The sequence below is a fragment of the Bradyrhizobium sp. RT6a genome (assembly GCF_040547675.1).
Classification (GTDB): domain Bacteria; phylum Pseudomonadota; class Alphaproteobacteria; order Rhizobiales; family Xanthobacteraceae; genus Bradyrhizobium.
Genome location: NZ_JBEPQC010000001.1, coordinates 1,308,192 through 1,329,946, shown reverse-complemented (window position 1 = coordinate 1,329,946; position 21,755 = coordinate 1,308,192). Strand labels below are relative to the sequence as shown.

The 21,755-nt window shown below is 64.1% G+C and carries 17 protein-coding genes; 9 read left to right on the top strand and 8 right to left on the bottom strand.

Translation table 11 applies throughout. The features are described 5' to 3' along the window. The first annotated feature begins 59 nt into the window (after window positions 1–59). Together ABIC03_RS06330 and ABIC03_RS06325 are read left to right on the top strand one after the other, a co-directional pair. Complete coding sequence (locus tag ABIC03_RS06330; RefSeq protein ID WP_354056423.1) at window positions 60–3,239, top strand: efflux RND transporter permease subunit; 3,180 nt, start codon at window positions 60–62, stop codon at window positions 3,237–3,239. After that, window positions 3,226–4,428 carry an efflux RND transporter periplasmic adaptor subunit gene (locus ABIC03_RS06325; protein ID WP_354056421.1) on the top strand — a complete coding sequence of 401 codons (1,203 nt, stop codon included), beginning with the start codon at window positions 3,226–3,228 and terminating at the stop codon, window positions 4,426–4,428. Before ABIC03_RS06330 ends, ABIC03_RS06325 begins: the two co-directional genes overlap by 14 nt. A gap of 103 nt (window positions 4,429–4,531) precedes the next feature. Here ABIC03_RS06325 and ABIC03_RS06320 read toward each other — a convergent pair whose 3' ends face one another. Next, on the bottom strand, window positions 4,532–6,049 hold the full coding sequence (locus ABIC03_RS06320; RefSeq protein ID WP_354056419.1) for an acetyl-CoA acetyltransferase: 1,518 nt from the start codon (window positions 6,047–6,049) through the stop codon (window positions 4,532–4,534). Between the two features lie 117 nt (window positions 6,050–6,166). Beyond that, the gene (locus ABIC03_RS06315) at window positions 6,167–7,300 is read right to left on the bottom strand and encodes a nitronate monooxygenase (RefSeq protein ID WP_354056417.1); all 1,134 of its coding nucleotides are present in this window, start codon (window positions 7,298–7,300) and stop codon (window positions 6,167–6,169) included. A gap of 304 nt (window positions 7,301–7,604) precedes the next feature. On the opposite strand from ABIC03_RS06315, the gene yghU reads away from it, so the two are divergent. Further along, window positions 7,605–8,486: a glutathione-dependent disulfide-bond oxidoreductase gene (gene yghU, locus ABIC03_RS06310; RefSeq protein ID WP_354056415.1), complete on the top strand. Its 882-nt coding sequence runs from the start codon at window positions 7,605–7,607 to the stop codon at window positions 8,484–8,486. Window positions 8,487–8,622: 136 nt separating this feature from the next. On the opposite strand, the gene ABIC03_RS06305 is transcribed toward yghU, so the two are convergent. The 3 genes from ABIC03_RS06305 to ABIC03_RS06295 all read right to left on the bottom strand — a co-directional run bounded on the left by ABIC03_RS06305 (window position 8,623) and on the right by ABIC03_RS06295 (window position 11,475). Next, a complete protein-coding gene (locus ABIC03_RS06305) occupies window positions 8,623–9,900 on the bottom strand; it encodes an acyl-CoA dehydrogenase family protein (RefSeq protein WP_275170548.1) in 1,278 nt (425 codons plus the stop codon). A 303-nt stretch (window positions 9,901–10,203) separates the two neighbouring features. Then, a complete protein-coding gene (locus ABIC03_RS06300) occupies window positions 10,204–10,584 on the bottom strand; it encodes a VOC family protein (protein WP_354056413.1) in 381 nt (126 codons plus the stop codon). A 111-nt stretch (window positions 10,585–10,695) separates the two neighbouring features. Beyond that, window positions 10,696–11,475, bottom strand: a complete 780-nt coding sequence (locus tag ABIC03_RS06295) for an SDR family NAD(P)-dependent oxidoreductase (protein ID WP_354056411.1) — start codon at window positions 11,473–11,475, stop codon at window positions 10,696–10,698. Window positions 11,476–11,642: 167 nt separating this feature from the next. Between ABIC03_RS06295 and ABIC03_RS06290 the strand changes: the two genes are divergently transcribed. Genes ABIC03_RS06290 through ABIC03_RS06280 form a run of 3 tightly spaced genes read left to right on the top strand, consistent with a single transcriptional unit; the run spans window position 11,643 to window position 13,794 of the window. Beyond that, complete coding sequence (locus ABIC03_RS06290) at window positions 11,643–12,431, top strand: enoyl-CoA hydratase/isomerase (RefSeq protein WP_275170551.1); 789 nt, start codon at window positions 11,643–11,645, stop codon at window positions 12,429–12,431. Then, window positions 12,428–13,414 carry a phosphotransferase family protein gene (locus tag ABIC03_RS06285; RefSeq protein ID WP_275170552.1) on the top strand — a complete coding sequence of 329 codons (987 nt, stop codon included), beginning with the start codon at window positions 12,428–12,430 and terminating at the stop codon, window positions 13,412–13,414. Before ABIC03_RS06290 ends, ABIC03_RS06285 begins: the two co-directional genes overlap by 4 nt. Before the next feature lie 2 nt (window positions 13,415–13,416). Beyond that, complete coding sequence (locus ABIC03_RS06280) at window positions 13,417–13,794, top strand: DUF6285 domain-containing protein (RefSeq protein ID WP_275170553.1); 378 nt, start codon at window positions 13,417–13,419, stop codon at window positions 13,792–13,794. 221 nt (window positions 13,795–14,015) lie between these two features. Here ABIC03_RS06280 and ABIC03_RS06275 read toward each other — a convergent pair whose 3' ends face one another. Next, entirely contained in the window at window positions 14,016–14,795 is a 780-nt protein-coding gene (locus tag ABIC03_RS06275; RefSeq protein ID WP_354056408.1) for an enoyl-CoA hydratase-related protein, read from the bottom strand. Window positions 14,796–15,004: 209 nt separating this feature from the next. Here ABIC03_RS06275 and ABIC03_RS06270 point away from each other — a divergent pair, with 209 nt between their 5' ends. Further along, window positions 15,005–16,279, top strand: a complete 1,275-nt coding sequence (locus ABIC03_RS06270) for an acyl-CoA dehydrogenase family protein (protein ID WP_354056406.1) — start codon at window positions 15,005–15,007, stop codon at window positions 16,277–16,279. Window positions 16,280–16,446: 167 nt separating this feature from the next. Here ABIC03_RS06270 and ABIC03_RS06265 read toward each other — a convergent pair whose 3' ends face one another. Continuing rightward, window positions 16,447–18,027 (bottom strand): fatty acid--CoA ligase, encoded by a 1,581-nt coding sequence (locus tag ABIC03_RS06265; RefSeq protein WP_354056404.1) that lies wholly within the window; start codon window positions 18,025–18,027, stop codon window positions 16,447–16,449. A gap of 220 nt (window positions 18,028–18,247) precedes the next feature. Further along, window positions 18,248–19,120 carry an SDR family oxidoreductase gene (locus ABIC03_RS06260; RefSeq protein ID WP_027516806.1) on the bottom strand — a complete coding sequence of 291 codons (873 nt, stop codon included), beginning with the start codon at window positions 19,118–19,120 and terminating at the stop codon, window positions 18,248–18,250. Between the two features lie 116 nt (window positions 19,121–19,236). On the opposite strand from ABIC03_RS06260, the gene ABIC03_RS06255 reads away from it, so the two are divergent. Both ABIC03_RS06255 and ABIC03_RS06250 read left to right on the top strand, forming a co-directional pair. Beyond that, entirely contained in the window at window positions 19,237–20,046 is an 810-nt protein-coding gene (locus tag ABIC03_RS06255; protein WP_354056401.1) for a crotonase/enoyl-CoA hydratase family protein, read from the top strand. Window positions 20,047–20,187: 141 nt separating this feature from the next. Then, a complete protein-coding gene (locus tag ABIC03_RS06250; protein ID WP_354056399.1) occupies window positions 20,188–21,732 on the top strand; it encodes an acyl-CoA synthetase in 1,545 nt (514 codons plus the stop codon). The last annotated feature ends 23 nt before the right edge of the window (window positions 21,733–21,755 follow it).

The window sequence follows — 21,755 nt, the reverse complement described above, 5'->3', positions numbered from 1 at the left end:
TCAGCCGAGGAACCTGCGGGGGCGGTGTTTCCTGTCCCTGATCTGGAATTGCCCAACGAATGATTGCTCTGGTCCGTATTGCCCTGAGCCGGCCCTATACGTTCGTCGTGCTCGCGCTCCTGCTTCTGATCATTGGACCGCTGGCGGCGCTGCGGACGCCGACCGACATCTTCCCGGACATCCGCATCCCCGTGATCGGCGTGGTCTGGCAATACACCGGCCTGCCGCCCGACCAGATGTCGGGTCGCATCACCACGCCGTTCCAGCGCGCGCTGACCACGACGGTCAACGACATCGAGCACATCACTGCCAATTCCTATAACGGCTTTGGCATCATCAAGATCTTCTTCCAGCCGAACGTCGACATCCGCACCGCCAATGCGCAGGTCACCGCGATCTCGCAGACGCTGATCAAGCAGATGCCGCCGGGCGCGACGCCGCCCCTGATCCTGAACTACTCCGCCTCCACCGTGCCGATCGTCCAGGTGGCGCTGTCGGGCGACGGGCTGACCGAGCAGAACCTCGCCGATATCGGCATTAACCAGCTCCGTACGCCGCTGGTCACCGTGCCCGGCGCAGCTATCCCCTATCCGTTCGGCGGCAAGCAGCGCCAGGTCCAGATCGACCTCGACCCCACCGCGCTCCAGGCCCGGGGCCTGTCCGGCCAGGACGTCGCCAACGCGCTCGCCGCCCAGAACCTGATCACGCCGGTCGGCACCCAGAAGATCGGGCAGTTCGAATATATCATTCAGCTCAACAACTCGCCGCTGAAGCTCGAGGAGCTCGGCAATCTCCCGATCAAGACCGTCAACGGCGCGATGGTCTATGTGCGCGACGTCGCGACCGTCAGGGACGGCAACCCGCCGCAGACCAACATCGTCCATGTCGACGGCAACCGCTCGGTGCTGATGATGGTGCTGAAGGCGGGCGCGACCTCGACGCTCGACATCATCGCGGGCATCAAGCAGAAGGTGATCGACGTCAAGGACCAGCTACCGGACGCGCTCAAGATCGGCTTCATCGGTGACCAGTCGGTGTTTGTCCGCGGCGCCATCGAAGGCGTCGCGTTCGAAGGCGTGATCGCGGCGCTGCTCACCAGCATCATGATCCTGCTGTTCCTCGGCAGCTGGCGCTCGACCGTCATCATCGCGGTCTCGATCCCGCTCTCCGTGCTCGGCGCCATCATCATGCTGTCGGCGATCGGCGAGACGCTCAACATCATGACGCTCGGCGGGCTGGCGCTCGCGGTCGGCATTCTCGTCGACGACGCCACCGTGACGATCGAGAACATCAACTACCATCTGGAGCAGGGCAAGCCGGTCGAGCAGTCGATCCTCGACGGCGCCAACCAGATCGTGACGCCGGCTTTTGTTTCGCTGCTCTGCATCTGCATCGTGTTCGTGCCGATGTTCTTCCTCACGGGCGTGGCGCGCTTCCTGTTCGTGCCGATGGCGGAAGCGGTGATGTTCGCGATGATCTGGTCGTTCCTGCTGTCGCGCACCCTGGTGCCGACCATGGCGAACTATTTGTTGCAGGCACATGTCCACCACGAGGACGGCCCGCCGAAGTCGCGCAATCCCCTGGTGTGGTTCCAGCGCGGCTTCGAGGCTCGCTTCGAGCGCATTCGCGGCGGCTACCACAATTTCCTCGGGGTCGCGCTCGCGAACCGTCCCGTGTTCGTGATCGGCTTTCTCTGCGTGGTCGGCGCATCCTTCGCGCTGGTGCCGTTCCTCGGCCGCAACTTCTTCCCCGCGGTCGATGCCGGCAACATCCTGATGCACGTCCGCACCCAGGTCGGCACCCGCGTGGAGGAGACCGCGAACCAGCTCGCCGACGTGCAGAAGGCGATCCGCAAGCTGATTCCGGGCGAGATCGAAACGCTGACCGACAACATCGGCATGCCGATCTCCGGCATCAACATGACCTACAACAACACCGGCGTGATCGGCCCGCAGGATGGTGACATCCAGATCAAGCTGAAGGAAGGCCACAAGCCGACCGATGAGCATGTGCGCGTGCTGCGTGAGCAACTGCCGCGCTTGTTCCCCGGCGTCAGCTTCGCCTTCCTGCCGGCCGACATCGTCAGCCAGATCCTGAACTTCGGCGCGCCGGCGCCGATCGACCTGCAGATCCGCGGCGCCAATCTCAGCGCCAACTTCGTGTATGCCAATAATCTGCTGGCCAAGGTCCGCAGGATTCCCGGCGTCGCGGATGCGCGCATCCAGCAGTCGCCGAACAATCCGACCTTCAACATCGATGTCGACCGCACCCGCGCGCAATATGTCGGCCTGACCGAGCGCGACGTCACCAACAGTCTCGTGGTCAACCTGGCCGGCTCATCGCAGGTGGCGCCGACCTACTATCTCAATCCGGATAACGGCGTGTCCTATTCGATCGTGATGCAGACGCCGCAATACCAGATGGATTCGCTCAGCGCGCTTCAGACGCTGCCGATCACGGCCGCCGGCAATTCGCAGTCGCCGATCCTCGGCGGCATCGCGGACATCAGGCGCTCGACCTCGAGCGCGGTGGTCTCGCAATACGACATCCAGTCGATGGTGCAGATCTTCGCCACGACCTCGGGCCGCGATCTCGGTGCGGTCGCGACCGACATCCGCCAGGTGATCGCCGACACCGCCAAGGAGGTGCCGAAAGGATCTTCCGTGGTGCTGCTCGGCCAGGTGCAGACCATGAACAGCGCCTTCACCGGCCTGTTGTTCGGCCTGCTCGGGGCGGTCGTCCTGATCTATTTCCTGATCGTCGTGAACTTCCAGTCCTGGTCCGATCCCTTCGTGATCATCACGGCGCTGCCCGCAGCACTCGCCGGCATCGTCTGGATGCTGTTCGCCACCGAGACGACGCTGTCGGTGCCGGCGCTGACCGGCGCCATCATGTGCATGGGCGTTGCCACCGCCAACAGCGTGCTCGTGATCTCGTTCGCCCGCGAGCGCTACGAAGAGCTCGGCGATCCCATCGCCGCGGCGCTGGAAGCCGGCTTCGTCCGGTTCCGCCCGGTGCTGATGACCGCGCTCGCCATGATCATCGGCATGGCGCCCATGGCCCTCGGACTCGGCGAGGGCGGCGAGCAGAATGCGCCGCTCGGCCGCGCCGTGATCGGCGGCCTGATCTTTGCAACTTTCGCCACGTTGATGTTTGTTCCCGTGGTGTTCAGCATGGTCCACAAGAAGCAAGGCGCCAAAGCCGCCGCCTCATCGGAGTCTCCGCATGTCGCCCACTGAACCCCGCTCCCCGGTGTCGCACCGGAAACTGGGCATTTTCGGCGTGGTGGCGCTGATCGCGGCAGGCTTGGTCGTGGGCACCGGCATCCGCGCCCGCGAGGAGCAGGGCTCCAGACTGAAGGCATGGACCGATGACCAGGCTGTTCCCAGCGTCGCGGTGACGCTGCCCAACGCCAAGGCCCTCAATTCCACCATCGATTTACCGGGCCGCCTCGAAGCCTATTATCGCGCGCCGATCTTTGCCCGCGTTCCCGGCTATCTCAAAAGCTGGAGCGCCGACATCGGTGCACGGGTGAAGGCCGGTCAGGTGATCGCCGAGATCGAGGCGCCCGACCTCGACCAGCAACTGCTTCAGGCCCGCGCCGACCTCGCTAGCCAGCAGTCCAGTGCCAGGCTGTCGGAAGCCACCCTCAACCGCCGCAAGACGCTGGTTGCCTCCAACTTCGTCTCCGCGCAGGAGATCGACGAGCGTACCGCCGATCTCTCCAACAAGAACGCGGCGGTTCGCTCGGGCCAGGCCAATGTCGAGCGCCTTGAAGCGCTGGCCGGTTACAAGAAGATCACCGCTCCGTTCGACGGTGTGGTCACGGCGCGCGACACCGACGTCGGTGCGCTGATCAATTCGGGCGGGGGCTCGGGCCCGGCGATGTTCGTGGTCTCCGACATCACCAAGCTGCGCGTCTACATCAACGTTCCCCAGAACTACGTGCCCGCGATCAAGATCGGCGCCAAGGCCGCCATCGTGCTGCCGGAGTATCCGAACCGGACTTTCCAGGCGACGGTGGAGGCTTCCTCGCAGGCGGTTGATGTCGCCTCCGGCACGACGCGCATGCAACTTGGTCTCGACAATTCCGCAGGTGAGCTGATGCCCGGCGGCTACGCCAGCGTGAAGCTCAGCCTGCAGCGCGACACCGCGCCGCTCAGCATTCCCGCCAGCGCGCTGATCTTCAACGGCAGCGGCCTGCGCGTTGCGACCGTCGGTGCGGACGACAAGGTGCTGTTCAAGCCGGTGACCATCGCGCGCGATCTTGGCAAGGAGATCGAGCTCGCCTCGGGTATCGCGCCCGACGACCGCGTCATCACCGCACCACCGGACGGCCTCTCCGACGGCGACCAGGTCCGCGTGACCGGCGCCGGCGCCAAGGGCAAGCCGGCGACGGCGTCGGAGAAGCAGGCGCCGAAGGGGTAGGGCGGTCCTGTAGGGTGGGTTAGCGAAGCGTAACCCACCACTGTTCGTCTCCGAGCAAGCAAAAGAGGTGGGTTACGCCTTCGGCTAACCCACCCTACGAGGCCTACACCACCCGCCACTCCGGTACGCCATCCGCGGACATCGTGATCTCTCCAAGCGAACCCACCGGCGTCCTGTTCATGTCGAGCAGATGCGCCAGCGTCGCGGTATCGCCCGCCGGAATCCGCGCCAGCGTGCGTCTGTCGTTTTCCGTCCGCAACATCACCACGCCGTGCTCGACATCGCCACCACGGCCGTAGAGCACCGTAAAGCTCTCCACCTTGCCCTTGCCTGAGACATCCGTGACGAACTCCGGCACCGCGCGCTTGTTGCTGTCCGCCGCCGCCTGCACGTTCGTCTCCTGTGCCAATGCTTCACGCGGCGGGGCCTTCGACACCACCAGCGCATGATGCTTGGTGACGAAGCCGCCCTGGCCGTAGAGCAGGCCGAGCTTTGCGCCGTCGCGAACACGCCGCACCATCGCGCAGGCCGCATGGGTCATGTAGGTGTTGAGCGGCGCGCCGAAGAAGGTGAGGCCGCCGGTCACGGTCGGCTGCACGTCCCCATCCAGCCCCAGGGTCCGCCGCGCCATCTTGGGCACGCACGGGAAGCAGCTATAGAGCTCGATCGCGTCGAACTTCTTGCCGTCGCCGCCGGCGAAATCCATCACGGCCTTCAAGACTGCGTTCTGCGGATGGCTTTCATAAAACTGGTCGCGCAGGAGATAGTCGCGCGGCTCTTCCGCCGAGGCGCCGCCGAGCGGGTAGACGAGCTTGTCCTCGGCAATGCCGGCCGCACGCGCCTTGGCGAGGCTGGTGAGCAGTAGCGCACCGCCCATGTTGACGCTGGGGTTGGCGACCATGAGCTTGTTGTAGGGCCAGGCAATCAGCCGGTTGTCGGCGGTCGGCGTCGTGATCTCGTCCGGCGCATAGCGTCGCTTCAACCAGGCATTTGGATTTTGCGCAGCGGCTTCCGAATAGCGCGACCATAGCGTCCCCGACTCAGCCATCGCCTCGCGCGGCGTCTGGCCCCAATGGGCGGACGATGCCGCTTCGTAGAACGGATAGACGGTCACGGGCCGGAACACGCCGAGCTTCACGGCCAGCGGCTTCTGGAATGCCGCGCCGCGCTTCGGCTCCTCGACATCATGCGCGAACGGCGTCCATGGCAGCTTTGCGCCGGCACGCTCCGCCTTGGTCGCCGTCGACTGTGCCTCCGCGCCGCAAACTGCGGCAACACTGCATTCACCGCGCGCGATGCGCTTTGCGGCTTCGTGGATGTAGCGGATCGGGCTCTCGCCGCCGACCGGGCCGTAATAGCAATGCGAAGGCGCGATGCCGAGCCGCTGCGCCAGTAGCTTCTCCGGATCGCGATAGCGCCAGCTCAGGAAGTTGACGACGTCGAGCGATTGCACCTCGCCGAGCAGCATCGCGCCGGCATCAGCTTCCGCGCGCCGCAGCGCCTGTTCGAGCAGGTCGAGCGGCTCGATACCCTTGGTGATCTCCTTGGGGCGGTCGACGATCTCGCCGACGCCGACAATGACGGGGATGCGGTCTTCGGGGATATGCTTCTTATCTGTCATGCTTCAATTCACGATGTCAGTTGTTCCGTCATTGCGAGCGCTGCGAAGCAATCCAGGGTCTTTCCGCGATGGTAGTCTGGATTGCTTCGCTGCGCTCGCAATGACGGGGTGTGGCAATCACTCCGCCACCAGCGCATTCATGTGCTCGACGGCTTCGGCGAACTCTTCCTTGAACTCCTGCACCACGGCGCCGGCCGATTTCACGCTGTCGATCAGCCCGACGCCCTGGCCGACGAAGTAACTCACGAGATCGCGCGCCTTCGCGTTGCCGCCCGCCGCTGCGCGGTCGATCGAGTTGAAGGCGTCGCGGCTGACGATGCTTTGCAGCGGCATCGGCAATGCGCCGGGGCTCTCGGGTGCGCGGTCCCAGGCGTCGGTCCAGACCGAGCGAAGCTGCCGTGCCGGCTTTCCGGTGCGGCCCTTCGAGCGCACCGCATCGCGCGACGATGCCGCGATCATCTTCTCGCGAAAGATTTCCGTGGTCTCGGATTCGACGGTGGCAAGCCACACCGAGCCGGTCCAGGCGCCCGCAGCACCCATCGCCATGCAGGCTGCCATTTGCCGTCCCGTCATGATGCCGCCGGCGGCGAGCACCGGCACGTCGCGGACCTTCTTGAGCGCCTTGATCACCTCCGGCACCAGCACCATGGTCGAGACCTCGCCGCAATGGCCGCCGGCTTCGGTGCCCTGCACCACGAGAATGTCGACTCCCGCCGCGACCTGGCGCAGCGCATGTTCCTTGGCACCGACGAGAGCTGCAACCGGCACGCCGTGCTTCCTGCCCATCTCGATCATGGCCTTCGGCGGCACGCCGAGGGCATTGGCGATCAGGCGGATCGGGTGGTTGAACGAGACCTCCAGCAGCTCCAGCGCGGTCCTGCCATCGAACGGCTGCGGCTGGTTGTCGGCGACCTCGGTGGTCGTGAGTTCGATATCGTATTTCTTCAGGAGATCACGCGTGTAGTTGCGGTGCTCCTGTGGCACGCGCGCTTCAAGGCTTTTCCAGGTGACGTCCTTCTCGCCCGCTGTCGAGATGTTTTCCGGGATCAGAACGTCGATGCCGTAAGGCTTGCCGTCAACGTGCTCGTCGATCCATCTCAGCTCGCGTTCGAGGGTATCAGGCGTGTGCACGGTCGCACCGAGCACGCCGAACCCGCCGGCGCGGCTGACGGCGGCGACGACATCGCGGCAATGGCTGAAGGCGAGCAGCGGGAAATCGATGCCCAGCATGTCGCAGATCGGCGATTTCATCGTTTCCTCCGGCGGGCCTTCGCGTTGCTGTTGTCGCAATCTTGAGCGGAGGCTCATCGACGCTAGACCATCGTCTTGCGCAATGCCAATCTGGATTTGGCGGCGCATCTTGCGTGCACACGCCGTGTTGCGCGAAGCCCTACGCCCGGCTCGACAGATGCGGCTCTGGTGCTGGCCGTCCTCGACAAGGTCGGATGCATGACGCGGCCTCGAGGCCCGCGCGGGACGCAGGGCCGGCGGGGCTTGCCATCGGCCGTCCGTGGGCTAATTAATGCAGGCGCATCTTTTTCGCCGGAGCCATCTCATGACCGACACCCCCGCCTACGTGCCGCCCAAGGTCTGGACCTGGAACAAGGAGAACGGCGGACAGTTTGCCAGCATCAACCGTCCGATCGCCGGTCCCACCCACGACAAGGAGCTGCCGGTCGGCAAGCATCCCTTCCAGCTCTATTCGCTGGCGACGCCGAACGGCGTCAAGGTCACCGTGATGCTGGAGGAGCTTCTGGCGCTCGGCCACAAGGGCGCGGAATACGACGCCTGGCTGATCAAGATCGGCAATGGCGACCAGTTCGGCAGCGGCTTTGTCGACATCAATCCGAATTCCAAGATCCCGGCGCTGATGGACCGCTCCGGCCCGGAGCCGATCCGGGTGTTCGAGTCCGGCTCGATCCTGCTTTATCTTGCGGAAAAATTCGGCGCCTTCCTGCCGAAGGATATCAAGAGCCGCACTGAAGCGATGTCGTGGCTGTTCTGGCAGATGGGCAGCGCGCCCTATCTCGGCGGTGGCTTCGGCCATTTCTACGCCTACGCGCCGACCAAGATCGAATATGCCATCGACCGTTTTGCGATGGAGACCAAGCGCCAGCTCGACGTGCTCGACCGCCGGCTCGCCGACAACGAATATCTCGCCGGCAGCGAATACACCATCGCCGATATGGCAGTGTGGCCCTGGTACGGCGCGCTCGCCAAGGGGCTGGTCTATGGCGCCGGCGAATTCCTGTCCGTGCAGGACTACAAGCACGTGCAGCGCTGGACCGACCAGATTGCCAAGCGCCCGGCCGTCAAGCGCGGCCGCATGGTCAACCGCGTCTCCGGCGATCCCGCCAGCCAGCTCCACGAGCGGCATGACGCGAGCGATTTCGAGACCAAGACGCAGGACAAGGTCGGCGAGGTGGCCGCGTCGTAGCGCGGTGTTGAACATCGCAGTATTGTAGGGTGGGTTAGCGCTAGCGTAACCCACCTCTTTCGCTTCCCCGGAGACGAACAGTGGTGGGTTACGCTTCGCTAACCCACCCTACGGCAGGGCCGCGCTTGGCGAGACCTCAAGCCATGCTTAGCTCATGGCGTCCCACCACCATCCAGTGCACCTCGTCCGGACCGTCCGCGAAGCGCAGATGGCGGACGTCCTGGTACATTTCGGCGAGCGGGGTCCAGTGCGAGATGCCGGTGGCGCCGTGCATCTGGATCGACTGGTCGATGATCTTGCAGGCGCGCTCCGGCACCATGGCCTTGACCATGGAGACCCAGACGCGGGCCTCCTTGTTGCCGAGCACGTCCATGGCCTTGGCGGCCTTCAGCACCATCAGCCGCATCGCCTCGATTTCGCAGCGCGCCTGCGCGATGATCTGCATGTTGCCGCCGAGATGGGCGATCTTCTTGCCGAAGGCTTCGCGGGTGAGGCCACGCTGCACCATCAAATCGAGCGCCTTCTCGGCCTTGCCGATGGTGCGCATGCAGTGATGGATGCGGCCCGGGCCTAGCCGAAGCTGCGAGATCTCGAAGCCGCGGCCTTCGCCGAGCAGAATGTTCTCCTTGGGCACGCGCACGTTGTTGAAGCGCATGTGCATGTGGCCGCGCGGCGCGTGGTCCTGGCCGAACACGTACATGGGGCCGAGCACCTCGACGCCGGGGGTGTCGCGCGGCACCAGGATCTGCGACTGCTGCTTGCTCGGCGCCGCATCTGGATTGGTCTTCACCATCACGATGAGGATCTTGCAGCGGGGATCGCCGACGCCGGAGATGTAATACTTCTCGCCGTTGATGACCCATTCGTCGCCGACGAGCTTGGCGGTGGTCGAGATGTTCTTGGCATCGGAGGAGGCGACGTTCGGCTCGGTCATGACATAGGCCGACCGGATCTCGCCGTTCATCAGCGGCTTCAGCCACTTCTCTTTCTGCTCCTTGGTGCCGACGCGCTCCAGCACCTCCATGTTGCCGGTATCCGGCGCCGAGCAGTTCATGCTCTCGGAGGCCAGCGGGCTCTTGCCGAGCTCTGATGCGATATAGGCGTAGTCGAGGTTCTTCAGGCCCTGGCCGGTTTCGTCGTCGGGCAGGAAGAAGTTCCAGAGTCCCTCCTGCTTGGCCTTGTTTTTGGCCTTCTCCAGCACCTCGAGCTGCTTCGGCGTGAAGCTCCAGCGGTCTTCCTTGCCTTCGCCGGCTTTGGCGAATTCGATCGACATCGGCTCGACGGTGTCGCGGATGAACTTCCTGACGTGATCATAGAGCGGCCGGACCTGGTCCGACATCCTGAGGTCGTTGAGCTCGTCGCCGGGATTGAGGGTGTAGTTGGTGGTGCGGGGAATATAAGTGTGTTTTGTCATTGTTCCTCCCGGGGACGCTGAGATCGCGTTGAGCCGGAGAATAGTCGTAGCGTCACCAAAGTGCGAGCGCGCATTTTTCCAACGCGAGCCATGCCACGCGATGGAATATCGCGAGCGTTTGAAATGTTGTTTGAATGGGGGCGAACACTCTCCAGCGTCGTCCCGGACAAGCGCAGCGCAGATCCGGGACCCATAACCACAGGGAGGAGTTTGACGAAGACTCGGAGTTACGAGTTTGCGCTACAACCACTCCCCGTGGTTATGGGTCCCGGCGTTCGCCGGGACGACACTGAATATGCCGATCTAGCTCGCCATCCGATGCATCGCGCAGATCTTGTTGCCGTCGAGGTCACGCAAATACGCAATATAGAGGTTGACGCCCGGGCCCTGGCGGATGCCGGGAGGATCTTCGCAGGGAACGCCGCCGGCGGCGACGCCGGCCGTATGCCATGCATTGACCTGCTCCGGCGAGTTGGCGGCAAAGCCGATGGTGCCGCCATTCGCGCACGTCGCTGCCTCGCCGTTGATCGGCTTCGTCACCGAGAACACGCCGGTCTTGGTGATGTAGAAGATGCGATGGCCGTCGACGCGCGCCGGCCGCACCTCGAGCGTTCCGAGCAGGCTGTCGTAGAACGCCTTGGCCTTATCGAGGTCGTTGGTGCCGATCATCACGTGTGAAAACATTCTGCCGTTCCCCTCATTATGATTTGTAGCCCGGATGGAGCGCAGCGTAATCCGGGTCTTGTTTGCTTTGGCGGTCCCGGATTGCGCTGCGCTCCATCCGGGCTACAAGAATCAATACGCCGTATAGCCGCCGTCAATCACGAACGTATCCGCGGTGTGATACGACGAGGCCTTGCTCATCAGATACACCGCGATGCCGCCGAAATCGCTGGCCTCGCCGAAGCGCCGCACCGGAATGCGCGGCATCACGTTGGCCACGAACTTCTCGTTGGCCATCAGGCCCGAAGTCATGTCGCTCTTGATCCAGCCGGGCAGGATCGCATTCGCGGTGACGCCGTGGCGCGCCAGCTCGACGCCCAGCGCACGCACCAGGGCATTGATCGCAGCCTTGGTCGCCGCGTAGTGCTCGTTGCGGGCGGTGCCGAAGATCGAGGCGAGGCTCGAAGTCGCCACCAGCCGGCCGAAGGGATCGCCAGCCTCGGCGCGCTGGGTCATGTGTTTTGCGGCCGCCTGGAACGCGTGGAACACGCCGTCGAGATTGGTCGCAAACATCGTGCGCCATTCCTCCTCGGTGCGTTCGATGAAGGAACGCCGGCCGCCGCCGCCGATGCCGGCATTGGCGAAGCAGCCGTCGACCCGGCCAAATATGTCGAGCGTGGCCTTCATCGCGGCATTGACCGACGCCGGGTCGGTGACGTCGCAGACCCGCGTATCGACCTTGCCCGGTAGACGCGCCAGGCTCGCGGCAGCGCTGCTGTTCTTGTCAGGATTGCGACCCCAGATCGAGACGTTGCAGCCCTGGCCGGCGAGCGCCTGCGCGATGCCGAGTCCGATCCCGCCATTGCCGCCGGTGATTACGGCGACCCGTCCTGAAAGGTCGAAAAGGTTCATGGCGCGTTTCCTGTTTTTTTGGCATGCGCGCATCAGCCGCTGCGCGCAAGATTGCTTGCTATGCTCCGATCACCATGGACAAGACCGCGCCAAAAATCAAATATGCGCTCCGGCAAAAGCAATTCCGGTCTGCGAAACTGGCGCAGGCCGCAACTCACGAGGAAACCATGCAGTTCAAACACGTCACGCTCGATCTCGACGGTGCAGTCGCGATCCTCAAGCTCGACCACCAGGAGGTGATGAACGCGGTCTCCGTGGATATGCTGGGCGGTCTCTCAGAAGCGCTCGACGCGATCGAGGAGAAGAAGGACGAGGTGCGCTGCGTGGTGCTGACGGGCGCGGGGCGAGCGTTCTGCACCGGCGCGAATCTCCAGGGCCGCAACAACCAGTCGAAGAAGACCAAGGCCGGCCTGACGCTCGAGACCGGCTTCCATCCCTTCCTGCGCCGCATCCGCAACCTGCATTGCCCGATCGTGACCGCGGTCAACGGCCCGGCGGCCGGCGCCGGCATGAGCTTCGCGCTGCTCGGCGACATGATTTTATGCGCGCGGTCCTCTTACTTTCTTCAAGCCTTCCGCCGTATCGGCCTCGTGCCGGATTGCGGCTCGACCTGGCTGCTGCCGCGGCTGATCGGCAAGGCACGCTCGATCGAATTGTCGCTGATGGGCGAGCGGCTCCCGGCCGAGAAGGCGCTGGAATGGGGCCTCGTCAACCGCGTCTATGATGACGGCGTGCTGATGGAGGAGGCGATGAAGCTCGCGCACGACCTCGCCAGCGGCCCGACGGTCGCGCTGTCGCTGATCCGCAAGCTCTATTGGGACAGCCCGGAAAATTCCTTCGAGGATCAGCTCAATCTCGAATTCCAGTGCCAGCTCCGCGCCGGCGACACGGATGATTTCCGCGAAGGCGTCGGTGCGTTCCTTGAGAAGCGTCCGGCACAGTTCAAAGGCAAATGATCGAGGCCGAACTCTCCCGCAGCGTTGCGCGCTGGTGCCCGGGCGCGACCGGTGTCGCCGGCGTGGCAAGGCTGTCCGGTGGGGCCAGCCAGGAAACCTGGCGCTTCGACATTGCGCATCCTGATGGCGTGATCGGCGCAATCCTGCGCCGCTCACCGAAGGGCTATGGCGCGGCGCCGACGCGCGCGGCGGGTCTTGCCGCAGAAGCGCAGCTGATGCAGCTCGCCTATGAGGCCGGCGTGCCGTCGCCCCGCGTGATGCATGTGCTGGTGCCCGACGACGATCTCGGCACCGGCTTCGTCATGCAGAGGGTCGAAGGCGAGACCATCGCGCGCAAGATTCTTCGCGATGATGAATTCGCCGCGGCGCGGCCGCTTCTCGCACGGCAGATCGGCGGCGTGCTCGCGAAGCTGCACAGGCTGCCGCTGGACAAATTGCCCGAGCTGCGCAGTCGCGATGCGAGCCAGGAGATCGCCGAGTTCGAGCGCGATTATCGCAGCCTGGACTGGCCAAAGCCGGTGTTCGAGCTGGCGCTGCGCTGGCTGCGCGACCACGATCCGGGCCCTGCCGCCGAGACGACGCTGGTGCATGGCGATTTCCGCAACGGCAATCTCATCATTGGTGCCGATGGCGTGCGCGCGGTGCTCGACTGGGAGCTCGCCCATCTCGGCGATCCCATGGAGGACCTCGGCTGGGTCTGCGTCAACTCGTGGCGCTTTGGCGAGATCGACAAGCCGGTCGGCGGGTTTGGTTCGCGTGAGGAGCTGTTCGCCGGCTATGAGTCCGCGGGACGCAAGGTCGACCCATCGCGTGTCAAATTCTGGGAAGTGATGGGCACGCTGCGCTGGGGCATCATGTGCGGCGGCATGATGCAGCGGTTTCGCGAGGGCCCGGACCATTCGATGGAACGCGCCATGATCGGCCGTCGCGCTTCCGAGACTGAGATCGATCTGTTGCGGCTGCTGGCGCCGCGGGGGAGTTGACCATGCAGGACGAACCGACCCCGATCGAGCTGACCAAATCGGTCTCCGATTTCCTCCGCAACGACATCGCACCGCTGATCTCCGGCCATCAGGCCTTCAAGCTGCGCGTCGCCGTCAACATCCTCGATCTCGTGACGCGGCAGTTGACGCGGGAGGAGGGGAGCGATGCTGCGGAGGTGGAGCGGCTGCGCGGGTTGCTCGGCGTCGACGGCTCGGTGACGGATCTCAACCGCGCGCTCGCCGAGCGCATCGCCAAGGGCGAGGTCGATCTTGCGACGCCGGGTCTCGCTGAGCATCTGTGGGCAACCACGATGGACAAGCTCGCAGTCGACCAGCCGAATTACGCGTCGTACAAGCGCGAGCTGTCGCGAGGCGGGTAGACCTCTCCTCGCCATTGCGAGGAGCGTAGCGACGAAGCAATCCAGACCGTCTCCGCGGAGACAGTCTGGATTGCTTCGCTGCGCTCGCAATGACGGCGTTGATGCAGGCGCGCTACTCTCTCCACATCGTCATGCCCGGGCTCGTCCCGGGCATCCACGTTCTTCGCGCCGTGCGGTGAGGCGTGGATGGCCGGGACAAGCCCGGCCATGACGGAAACAGTTTACTTCCCCATCCATTTCGGCGGCCGCTTCTCCGAGAACGCCTTCGGTCCTTCGACGTAATCCTGCGAGGCCACCATCGCCTTCACCGCCGGATACTCCCGCTGCTCCTCGATCGCCTGCTCCAGCGACACGCCAAGCCCCTTCTGAATTGCCTGCTTCGAGGCGCGGATCGACATCGGCGAATTCTTGGTGATCATGTCGGCCCAGCGCAGCGCGGCCGTGAGCGCCTCGCCCTGCGGCACCACCTCGTTGACGAAGCCGAGTTCGAGACCTTCCTTGGCGCTGACATGGCGCGCGGTGAGGATCATGCCCATGGCGCGCTTCAGCCCGATCTGGCGTGGCAGCCGGTGCAGGCCTCCGGCGAGTGCGGCCAGCCCAACCCGCGGCTCGGGCAGGGCGAAGGTCGCGTTCTCCGAGGCAATGATGAGGTCGCAGGCCAGCGCGATCTCGAAACCGCCGCCCATGGCGACGCCATTGACCGCGGCGATGATCGGCTTGTCGCAGTCGAAGCGCGCGGTGAGGCCGGCGAAGCCACCCTTGTCCCAGCCGCGCTTGCCGCCGGCCGCCTGCCATTTCAGATCATTGCCGGCGCAGAACGCCTTGTCGCCGGCGCCGGTGACGATCGCAACCCACTGCTCGGGATCGGCGGAGAAATCGTCGAACACCTTTTGCAGCTCGAAATGCGCGTCGGTGTGCAGCGCGTTGTAGACCTCGGGCCGCGACAGCGTGACGATCGTGATCGGCCCCTTGCGTTCCACCTTTGAGAACTTCAGCTCCATGGTCGCTCCCGCATTTTCTCGTGAAGGTATATTGCGGCCATACTAGCGCGCAGGCGCGTTTCAACACCATCGAATTGCGCGGGCGCGCCTTGCGCCTCTCACACGTCTCGCATTGCTTGACTTGGCAACGCTCTTCTCACCTTAATCGTGGGAAGCAAAACTGCGCTTAGCGCCTTAACGCAAAACGAAAGATCATCCGGGAGAGACTCGTGGATTTCTCACTGCCTGCCGATCTCGTCGCCTATCTCGCAGAGCTCGACCGTTTCATCGAACGCGAGATCAAGCCGCTGGAAGCGGCCGACGACAACATCCGCTTCTTCGATCATCGTCGCGAATGGGCGCGCACCGATTTCGAGAATGGCGGCCTGCCGCGTCACGAATGGGAAGCGCTGCTGCGCAAGGCCAAGGATCTCGCGGACGCCGCCGGCCATTTGCGGTTTCCGGTGCCGAAGCAGCATGGCGGCAAGGATGGCTCCAACCTCTGGATGGCCGTGATCCGCGAGCATTTTGCCGCCAAGGGGCTCGGCCTGCACAACGACCTCCAGAACGAGCATTCCATCGTCGGCAACTTCCCCGTCGCCACCATGCTCGACCGCTACGGCCGCGACGACCAGAAGGCGATGATCGACGGTTCGATCAAGGGCAAGTACCGCATCACCTTCGGCCTGACCGAGCCGCATCACGGCTCGGATGCGACCCATATGGAAACGCGCGCAGTGCCGGCGACCCGCGACAACGTCAAGGGCTGGATCATCAACGGCGAGAAGATGTGGACGACCGGCATGCATGTTGCCACGCATTGCGCGCTGTTCGCGCGCACCAGCGGCAATGACGGCGATGCGCGCGGCATCACCTGTTTCCTGGTGCCGGCGAAGAGCGATGGCGTGAAGATCGAAGAGTACATGTGGACCTTCAACATGCCGACCGATCATCCGCGCGTCAGCTTCACCGACGTGTTCGTGCCGGAGGACGCGCTGTTCGGCGAGGTCGGCCGCGGCCTGTCGCTGGCGCAATGTTTTGTCCATCAGAACCGCATCCGGCAGGCGGCGAGTTCGTTGGGAGCAGCGGTCTATTGCATCAACGAGAGCGTGAAATATGCGCGCGAGCGAAAACCGTTCGGCAAGGCGCTGGCCGAGAACCAGGCGATCCAGTTCCCGCTGGTCGAGTTGGCGACGCAAGCCGAGATGCTGCGCCTGTTGATCCGCAAGACTGCCTGGGAGATGGACAAGCTCACCGAGGAGCAGATCGAGCGCACGCTCTCCGACCGCGTCTCGATGTGCAACTACTGGGCAAACCGCCTCTGCTGCGAGTCCGCCGACCGCGCCATGCAGGTCCACGGCGGCATGGGCTATTCGCGCCACAAGCCGTTCGAGCACATCTACCGCCACCACCGCCGCTATCGCATCACCGAGGGTAGCGAGGAGATCCAGATGCGGAAAGTGGCGGGATTTCTGTTCGGGTATATGGGGCCGGGGAAGCATTGAGGGATTGTTGCGAGCTATCTCTCCACGTCGTCCTGGCGAAAGCCAGGACCCAGTACCCCAGGGAGAAGTCGTTGAGGCAGGCTGGCAACCACGTGTCTTCGCCAAACCACTCCCTGGGGTAATGGGTCCTGGATCGCGCTTCGCTTGTCCAGGACGACGATGCCTAACTAATTCACCCTTCTATCCTTCCCCGCCCAGTACGGCTCCCTCAACTGCCGCCGCAAAATCTTGCCGCTTGGATTCCTCGGCAGCGCCGGCAAAAACTCCACGCTCTTCGGCGTCTTGAACCCGGCGATACGCTCGCGGGTGAAGTTGATGATGTCGGTGGCGGTTGCCTCTTTGCCCGGCTTCATCACCACGACGGCTTTCACTGCCTCGCCCCATTTGTCGTCGGGGATGCCGATCACGGCGGCCTCCGCGACGTCAGGATGATCGCACAGCGCGCTCTCGACCTCGGCCGGGTAGATGTTCTCGCCGCCGGAGATGATCATGTCCTTGATGCGGTCGTGGATGTAGAGATAGCCGTCTTCGTCCATGTAGCCGGCGTCACCGGTGCGCAGCCAGCCGTCGCCGCGCAGCGTCGCAGCGGTCGCTTCCGGCAGGTTCCAGTAGCCTGCCATGTTGGAGCCCGAGCGTGTTGCGATCTCGCCGACCTCGCGCGGCGGCAGCGGCTTGCCGTCGACATCGAGGATCGCGATCTCGACGCCCGGCAGCGCCTTGCCGGCCGAGCGCATCCGCTCCAGCCCCTCGACATGATCCTCCGGCGGCAGCGCGACGATGGTGCCGGTGGTCTCGGTCATGCCGTACATCTGCACGAAGCCGCATTTGAAGATCTCGATGCATTCCTTCAGCAGCGCCGCCGGGATCGGCGAGGCGCCATAGAGCATGTATTTCAACCGTGAGAAATCGACCGTCTTCGCGCGTGGCTGCCGCACCACGAACTGCATCGCGGCCGGCACCATGAACAGCTTTGTGATGCCGGACTGTTCGAAGAAATCCAGCACCTTGGTCGGATCGAATTCGCGCGCGATCACGCCGCGGGCGCCATGATAGAGCCCCATCACGCCCCAGCCGGAGCCGCCGATGTGGAAGATCGGCATCGCGACCAGCGACACGTCGTCGGTCGACCACCGGTTCCACTCGGGCTTGTCCTCGGCATTTCCGGTCTGCACGAGGTTGAGGAAGTTCGCATGCGACAGCATCGCGCCCTTCGGCTTGCCTGTCGTACCTGACGTATAGAGCTGGATCGCGATGTCCCGGGTGTCGATTGGCACCTTGGGATCGTCGCCACTCTGTGCATCGCGCCAGGCTGTAAAGTCAGGCCACTCCGGTGCGCCGCCTTCGGTGGTGATGACGCTGCGCACGCCCGGCAATTGGTCCTTGATCTGGCGGACCTGGGTGATGAACTCAGGTCCCACGAACAGCACCGGCGCTTTGCAGTCGCTCACGATGAAGGCGACCTCGGGGCCCGCGAGCCGCCAGTTCACCGGCGCCATTACCACGCCGGCCTTCATGGCGCCCATCAGCAGCTCGAAATAGATGTCGCTGTTCTTGCCGAGATAGGCGATGCGCTCGCCCTTGTTCACACCCATCGCGATCAGCGCATTGGCGACGCGCTTGGTCTTGATGTCGAACTCGGCGAAGCTGGTGACGTGGCCTTCGAACTCGAAGGCGATGGCGTCGCCGCGGCTTGTCGCGCGCTCGCGCACCATGTCGGCGAGGTCAGCCAATGGCTGTGTGGTGGACATGTCTCTCCCGTGGCGTCTTGTTTTTATGGTGGGGAGTGTGGCGTCATCCGCGGGCGATGACAAGATGGGAGAGGGTCGCGCTGACGCCTCCATGCCGTCGTCCTGGCGAAAGCCAGGACCCATAGCCACAAAACGCAATTTGGCGAAGACTGGTCATGACCAATCTTCGCCAAAAGACATTCGGTGGTAATGGGTCCTGGCTTTCGCCAGGACGACTACGTCACCCCCGCTTCGCCCGGTCCTTTTCGTTCTGCGCCATGATGCTCTCGCGCGCGGTTTTCCAATCGTCGTCGCTCCAGTCGCGGAGCTGGTAGAAATTGCCGCCCATCGCGAGCGCCTGCGCGCCGTCCATGGCGATGGTCTCGCCGCTGATCCAATCGCAACCGCCGGAGATCAGGAACACGGCGACGTTCTGCAATTCCTCCATGGTGCCGACGCGGCCCATCGGGTTCATCGCCTTGGTGCGCGCGCCGGCTTCGTCGCCGGGCTTGATGCGCTTGCTCATGCCCTCGGTCGGGATCTCGCCCGGCGCGATCGTATTCAGCCGGATGCCGTAGCGGCCCCATTCGGTGGCGAGCGACATCGTCATGGCATGGATCGCCGACTTGCTCATCGCCGACGGCACCACGTAAGGCGAGCCGTTGCGCACCCAGGTCGTGGTGATCGAGACGACGTTGCCGGGCTGCTTCAAAGCGATCCAGCGCTTGCCGACCGCTTGCGTCACGTAAAACGTGCCGTGCATGACGATGTTGGCGACTGCGTCGAAGCCGCGCGGCGACAGTTCTTCGCTGCGCGAGATGAAGTTGCCGGCGGCGTTGTTGATGAGATCGGTGAGGGGGCCGTCGCGAAAGATGGTCTCAATCATCTCCTCGACCGCGAGCGCGTTGCGGATGTCGACGCCGTGGCTGCTCACGCGGCCGCCATACTCGGCCATCAGCTCGGTCGCGGTCTCGTCGCAAACGATCTTGCGCCGGCCGCAGATGTGCACCTCCGCTCCGAGCTGGAGGAATCGCGCCGCCATCGACTTGCCAAGCCCGGTGCCGCCGCCGGTCACGAGGATGCGTCGTCCCGCCAGAAGATTTTCCTTGAACATGGCTGTTTCCCCTGTTGCGATTGTCGGTTAATTGATCGATTGACTAAATCGGGCTGCCGTCGTCCTGTAAAGCGGCACCGAACAAGAACAGCCGGGAACCAGGGGAGAATTCATCCATGGAAGAGCGCGTCTCGATCTCGATTTCTGAAGGCATCGCCGACGTGCGCCTGGTGCGCGCGGACAAGATGAATGCGCTGGATCAGGCCATGTTCGAGGCCCTTGTCGCTGCAACCGAGCGGCTTTCAAGGGACAAGAGCGTGCGCGTCGTCGTGCTGTCCGGCGAGGGCCGCGCCTTCTGCGCCGGTCTCGACATGGGGCGTTTTGCCGCCATGAAGGAAAAGGGCGGCAACGGAATTCCGGGTGGCGAAAATCGCGACCTCGCGAAACGCACGCACGGCCAGGCGAACTTTGCGCAACAAGCCGTGTGGGGCTGGCGCCAACTTCCGGTGCCGGTGATCGCGGCGATCCAGGGCGTCGCCTTCGGCGGCGGCTTCCAGCTCGCACTCGGCGCCGACATGCGCTTCCTCACCCCCGATGCGCGGATGTCGGTGATGGAAATCAAATGGGGCCTGGTGCCCGACATGGCGGGCACGCCGATCCTGGCTTCGCTCGTGCGCGACGACATCTTGCGCGATCTCACCTACACGGGCCGCATCTTCTCCGCGCAGGAGGCGATGGCTTACGGTCTCGCCACGCGCATCTGCGACGACCCGCGCGCGAGTGCCCTCGAAGTCGCGCGCGAGATCGCCGGCAAGAGCCCCGATGCGATCCGCGCCGCAAAACGCCTGCTCAACAATCTCTCGGTCGATCCGGGCCCCGCGCTGCTCGCCGAGTCCGTCGAGCAGCAGAAGCTGATCGGCAGCGCCAATCAGACCGAGGCGGTGCGTGCCAACCTGGAGAAGCGCGCGCCGAAGTTTGCGGATTGACTCTTGTCTCCGTCATGGCCGGGCTTGTCCCGGCCATCCACGTTCTTTGGCAAGGCGACGAAGCAGAACGTGGATCACCGGGACAAGCCCGGTGATGACGACCAACTGGCACCGCTACTAATTAACGAAGAAAAATCAACAATGAGCGAAACCTCAAATTTCCTCGGCATCGTCTCCGGCGAGCGCAGCCGCTCCCATGTCGACGTCGCCAACCGTGCCGACCGCATCGCCGCCGGCCTCAGCAAGATCGGCGTCAGGCAGGGCGATTGCGTCTGCATGCTGATGCGCAACGACATCGCCTTCATCGAGGCCGCTTATGCAGCGATGCGGCTGGGCGCCTATGGCGTGCCGATCAACTGGCACTTCAAGCCGGAAGAGATCAACTACATCCTGAACGACACCGGCACCTCCGTGCTGATCGGCCATGCCGACATGCTACATGCCTTGCGCGATGCGATCCCGAAAGGCGTCACCGTGCTCAGCGTGCCGACGCCGCCGGAGATCCTGTCCAGCTATAAGATCGATCCCGATCATCTGAAGACGCCGGACTTCGCGATCGATTTCGAATCCTGGCTCGCGCAGCATCAGCCCTATGACGGACCGATCGTGCCGCAGCCCATGAACATGATCTACACCTCGGGCACGACAGGCCATCCCAAGGGCGTACGGCGCAATGCGCCGACGCCGGAACAGGCAGCCGCCGGCGAGCGCATGCGCGCGATGATCTACGGATTGAAGCCCGGCGCTCGCACGATCCTGCCGGGCCCGCTCTATCATTCCGCGCCGAACTCGTTCGGCATCCGCGCCGGCAAGCTCGGCGGCGCACTGGTGCTGATGCCGCGCTTCGAGGCCGAGGAGTTTCTCGAGCTGATCGAACGCTACAAAATCGACACCATCTTCATGGTGCCGACCATGTTCATCCGCCTGATGAAGCTGCCGGAGGAGGTGCGCAAGAAATACGACGTCTCCTCGCTGCGCCACATCATTCACGCCGCAGCCCCCTGTCCGGCGGACGTCAAGCGCGCCATGATCGAATGGTGGGGGCCGGTGATCTACGAATTCTACGGCTCGACCGAATCCAGCGCCGTCACCTTCGCGACCTCCGAGGATGCGCTGAGGAAGCCCGGCACCGTCGGCAAACTATCGCCCGGCGCCGAGCTGCGCTTCATCGGCGAGGACGGAAGCGTGCTGGGCGTGCGCGAGATCGGCGAGATCTATTCGCGTATGGCCGGGATGGCCGATTTCACCTACCACAACAAGCCGGAGAAGCGCGCCGAGATCGATCGCGACGGCTTCATCACCTCCGGCGACGTCGGCTATATCGACGAAGAGGGCTACGTCTTCATCTGCGACCGCAAGCGCGACATGGTGATCTCGGGCGGCGTCAACATCTACCCGGCCGAGATCGAGTCCGTGCTGCACGCCGTGCCCGGCGTGCATGATTGCGCGGTGTTCGGCATCCCCGATGCCGAGTTCGGCGAAGCGCTGATGGCCGTAGTCGAGCCGCAGCCGAGCATCGCGCTCGACGCCGGCGATATCCGCGCGCGGTTGAAGGCCTCACTCGCCGACTACAAGGTGCCAAAGCACATCGAGATCCGCACCGGGCTGCCGCGCGAAGATTCCGGCAAGATCTTCAAGCGCCGCCTGCGCGATCCCTATTGGGAGCAGGCGGGGCGGAAGATCTGACCGCAGACAGACGAAAAAGCCTC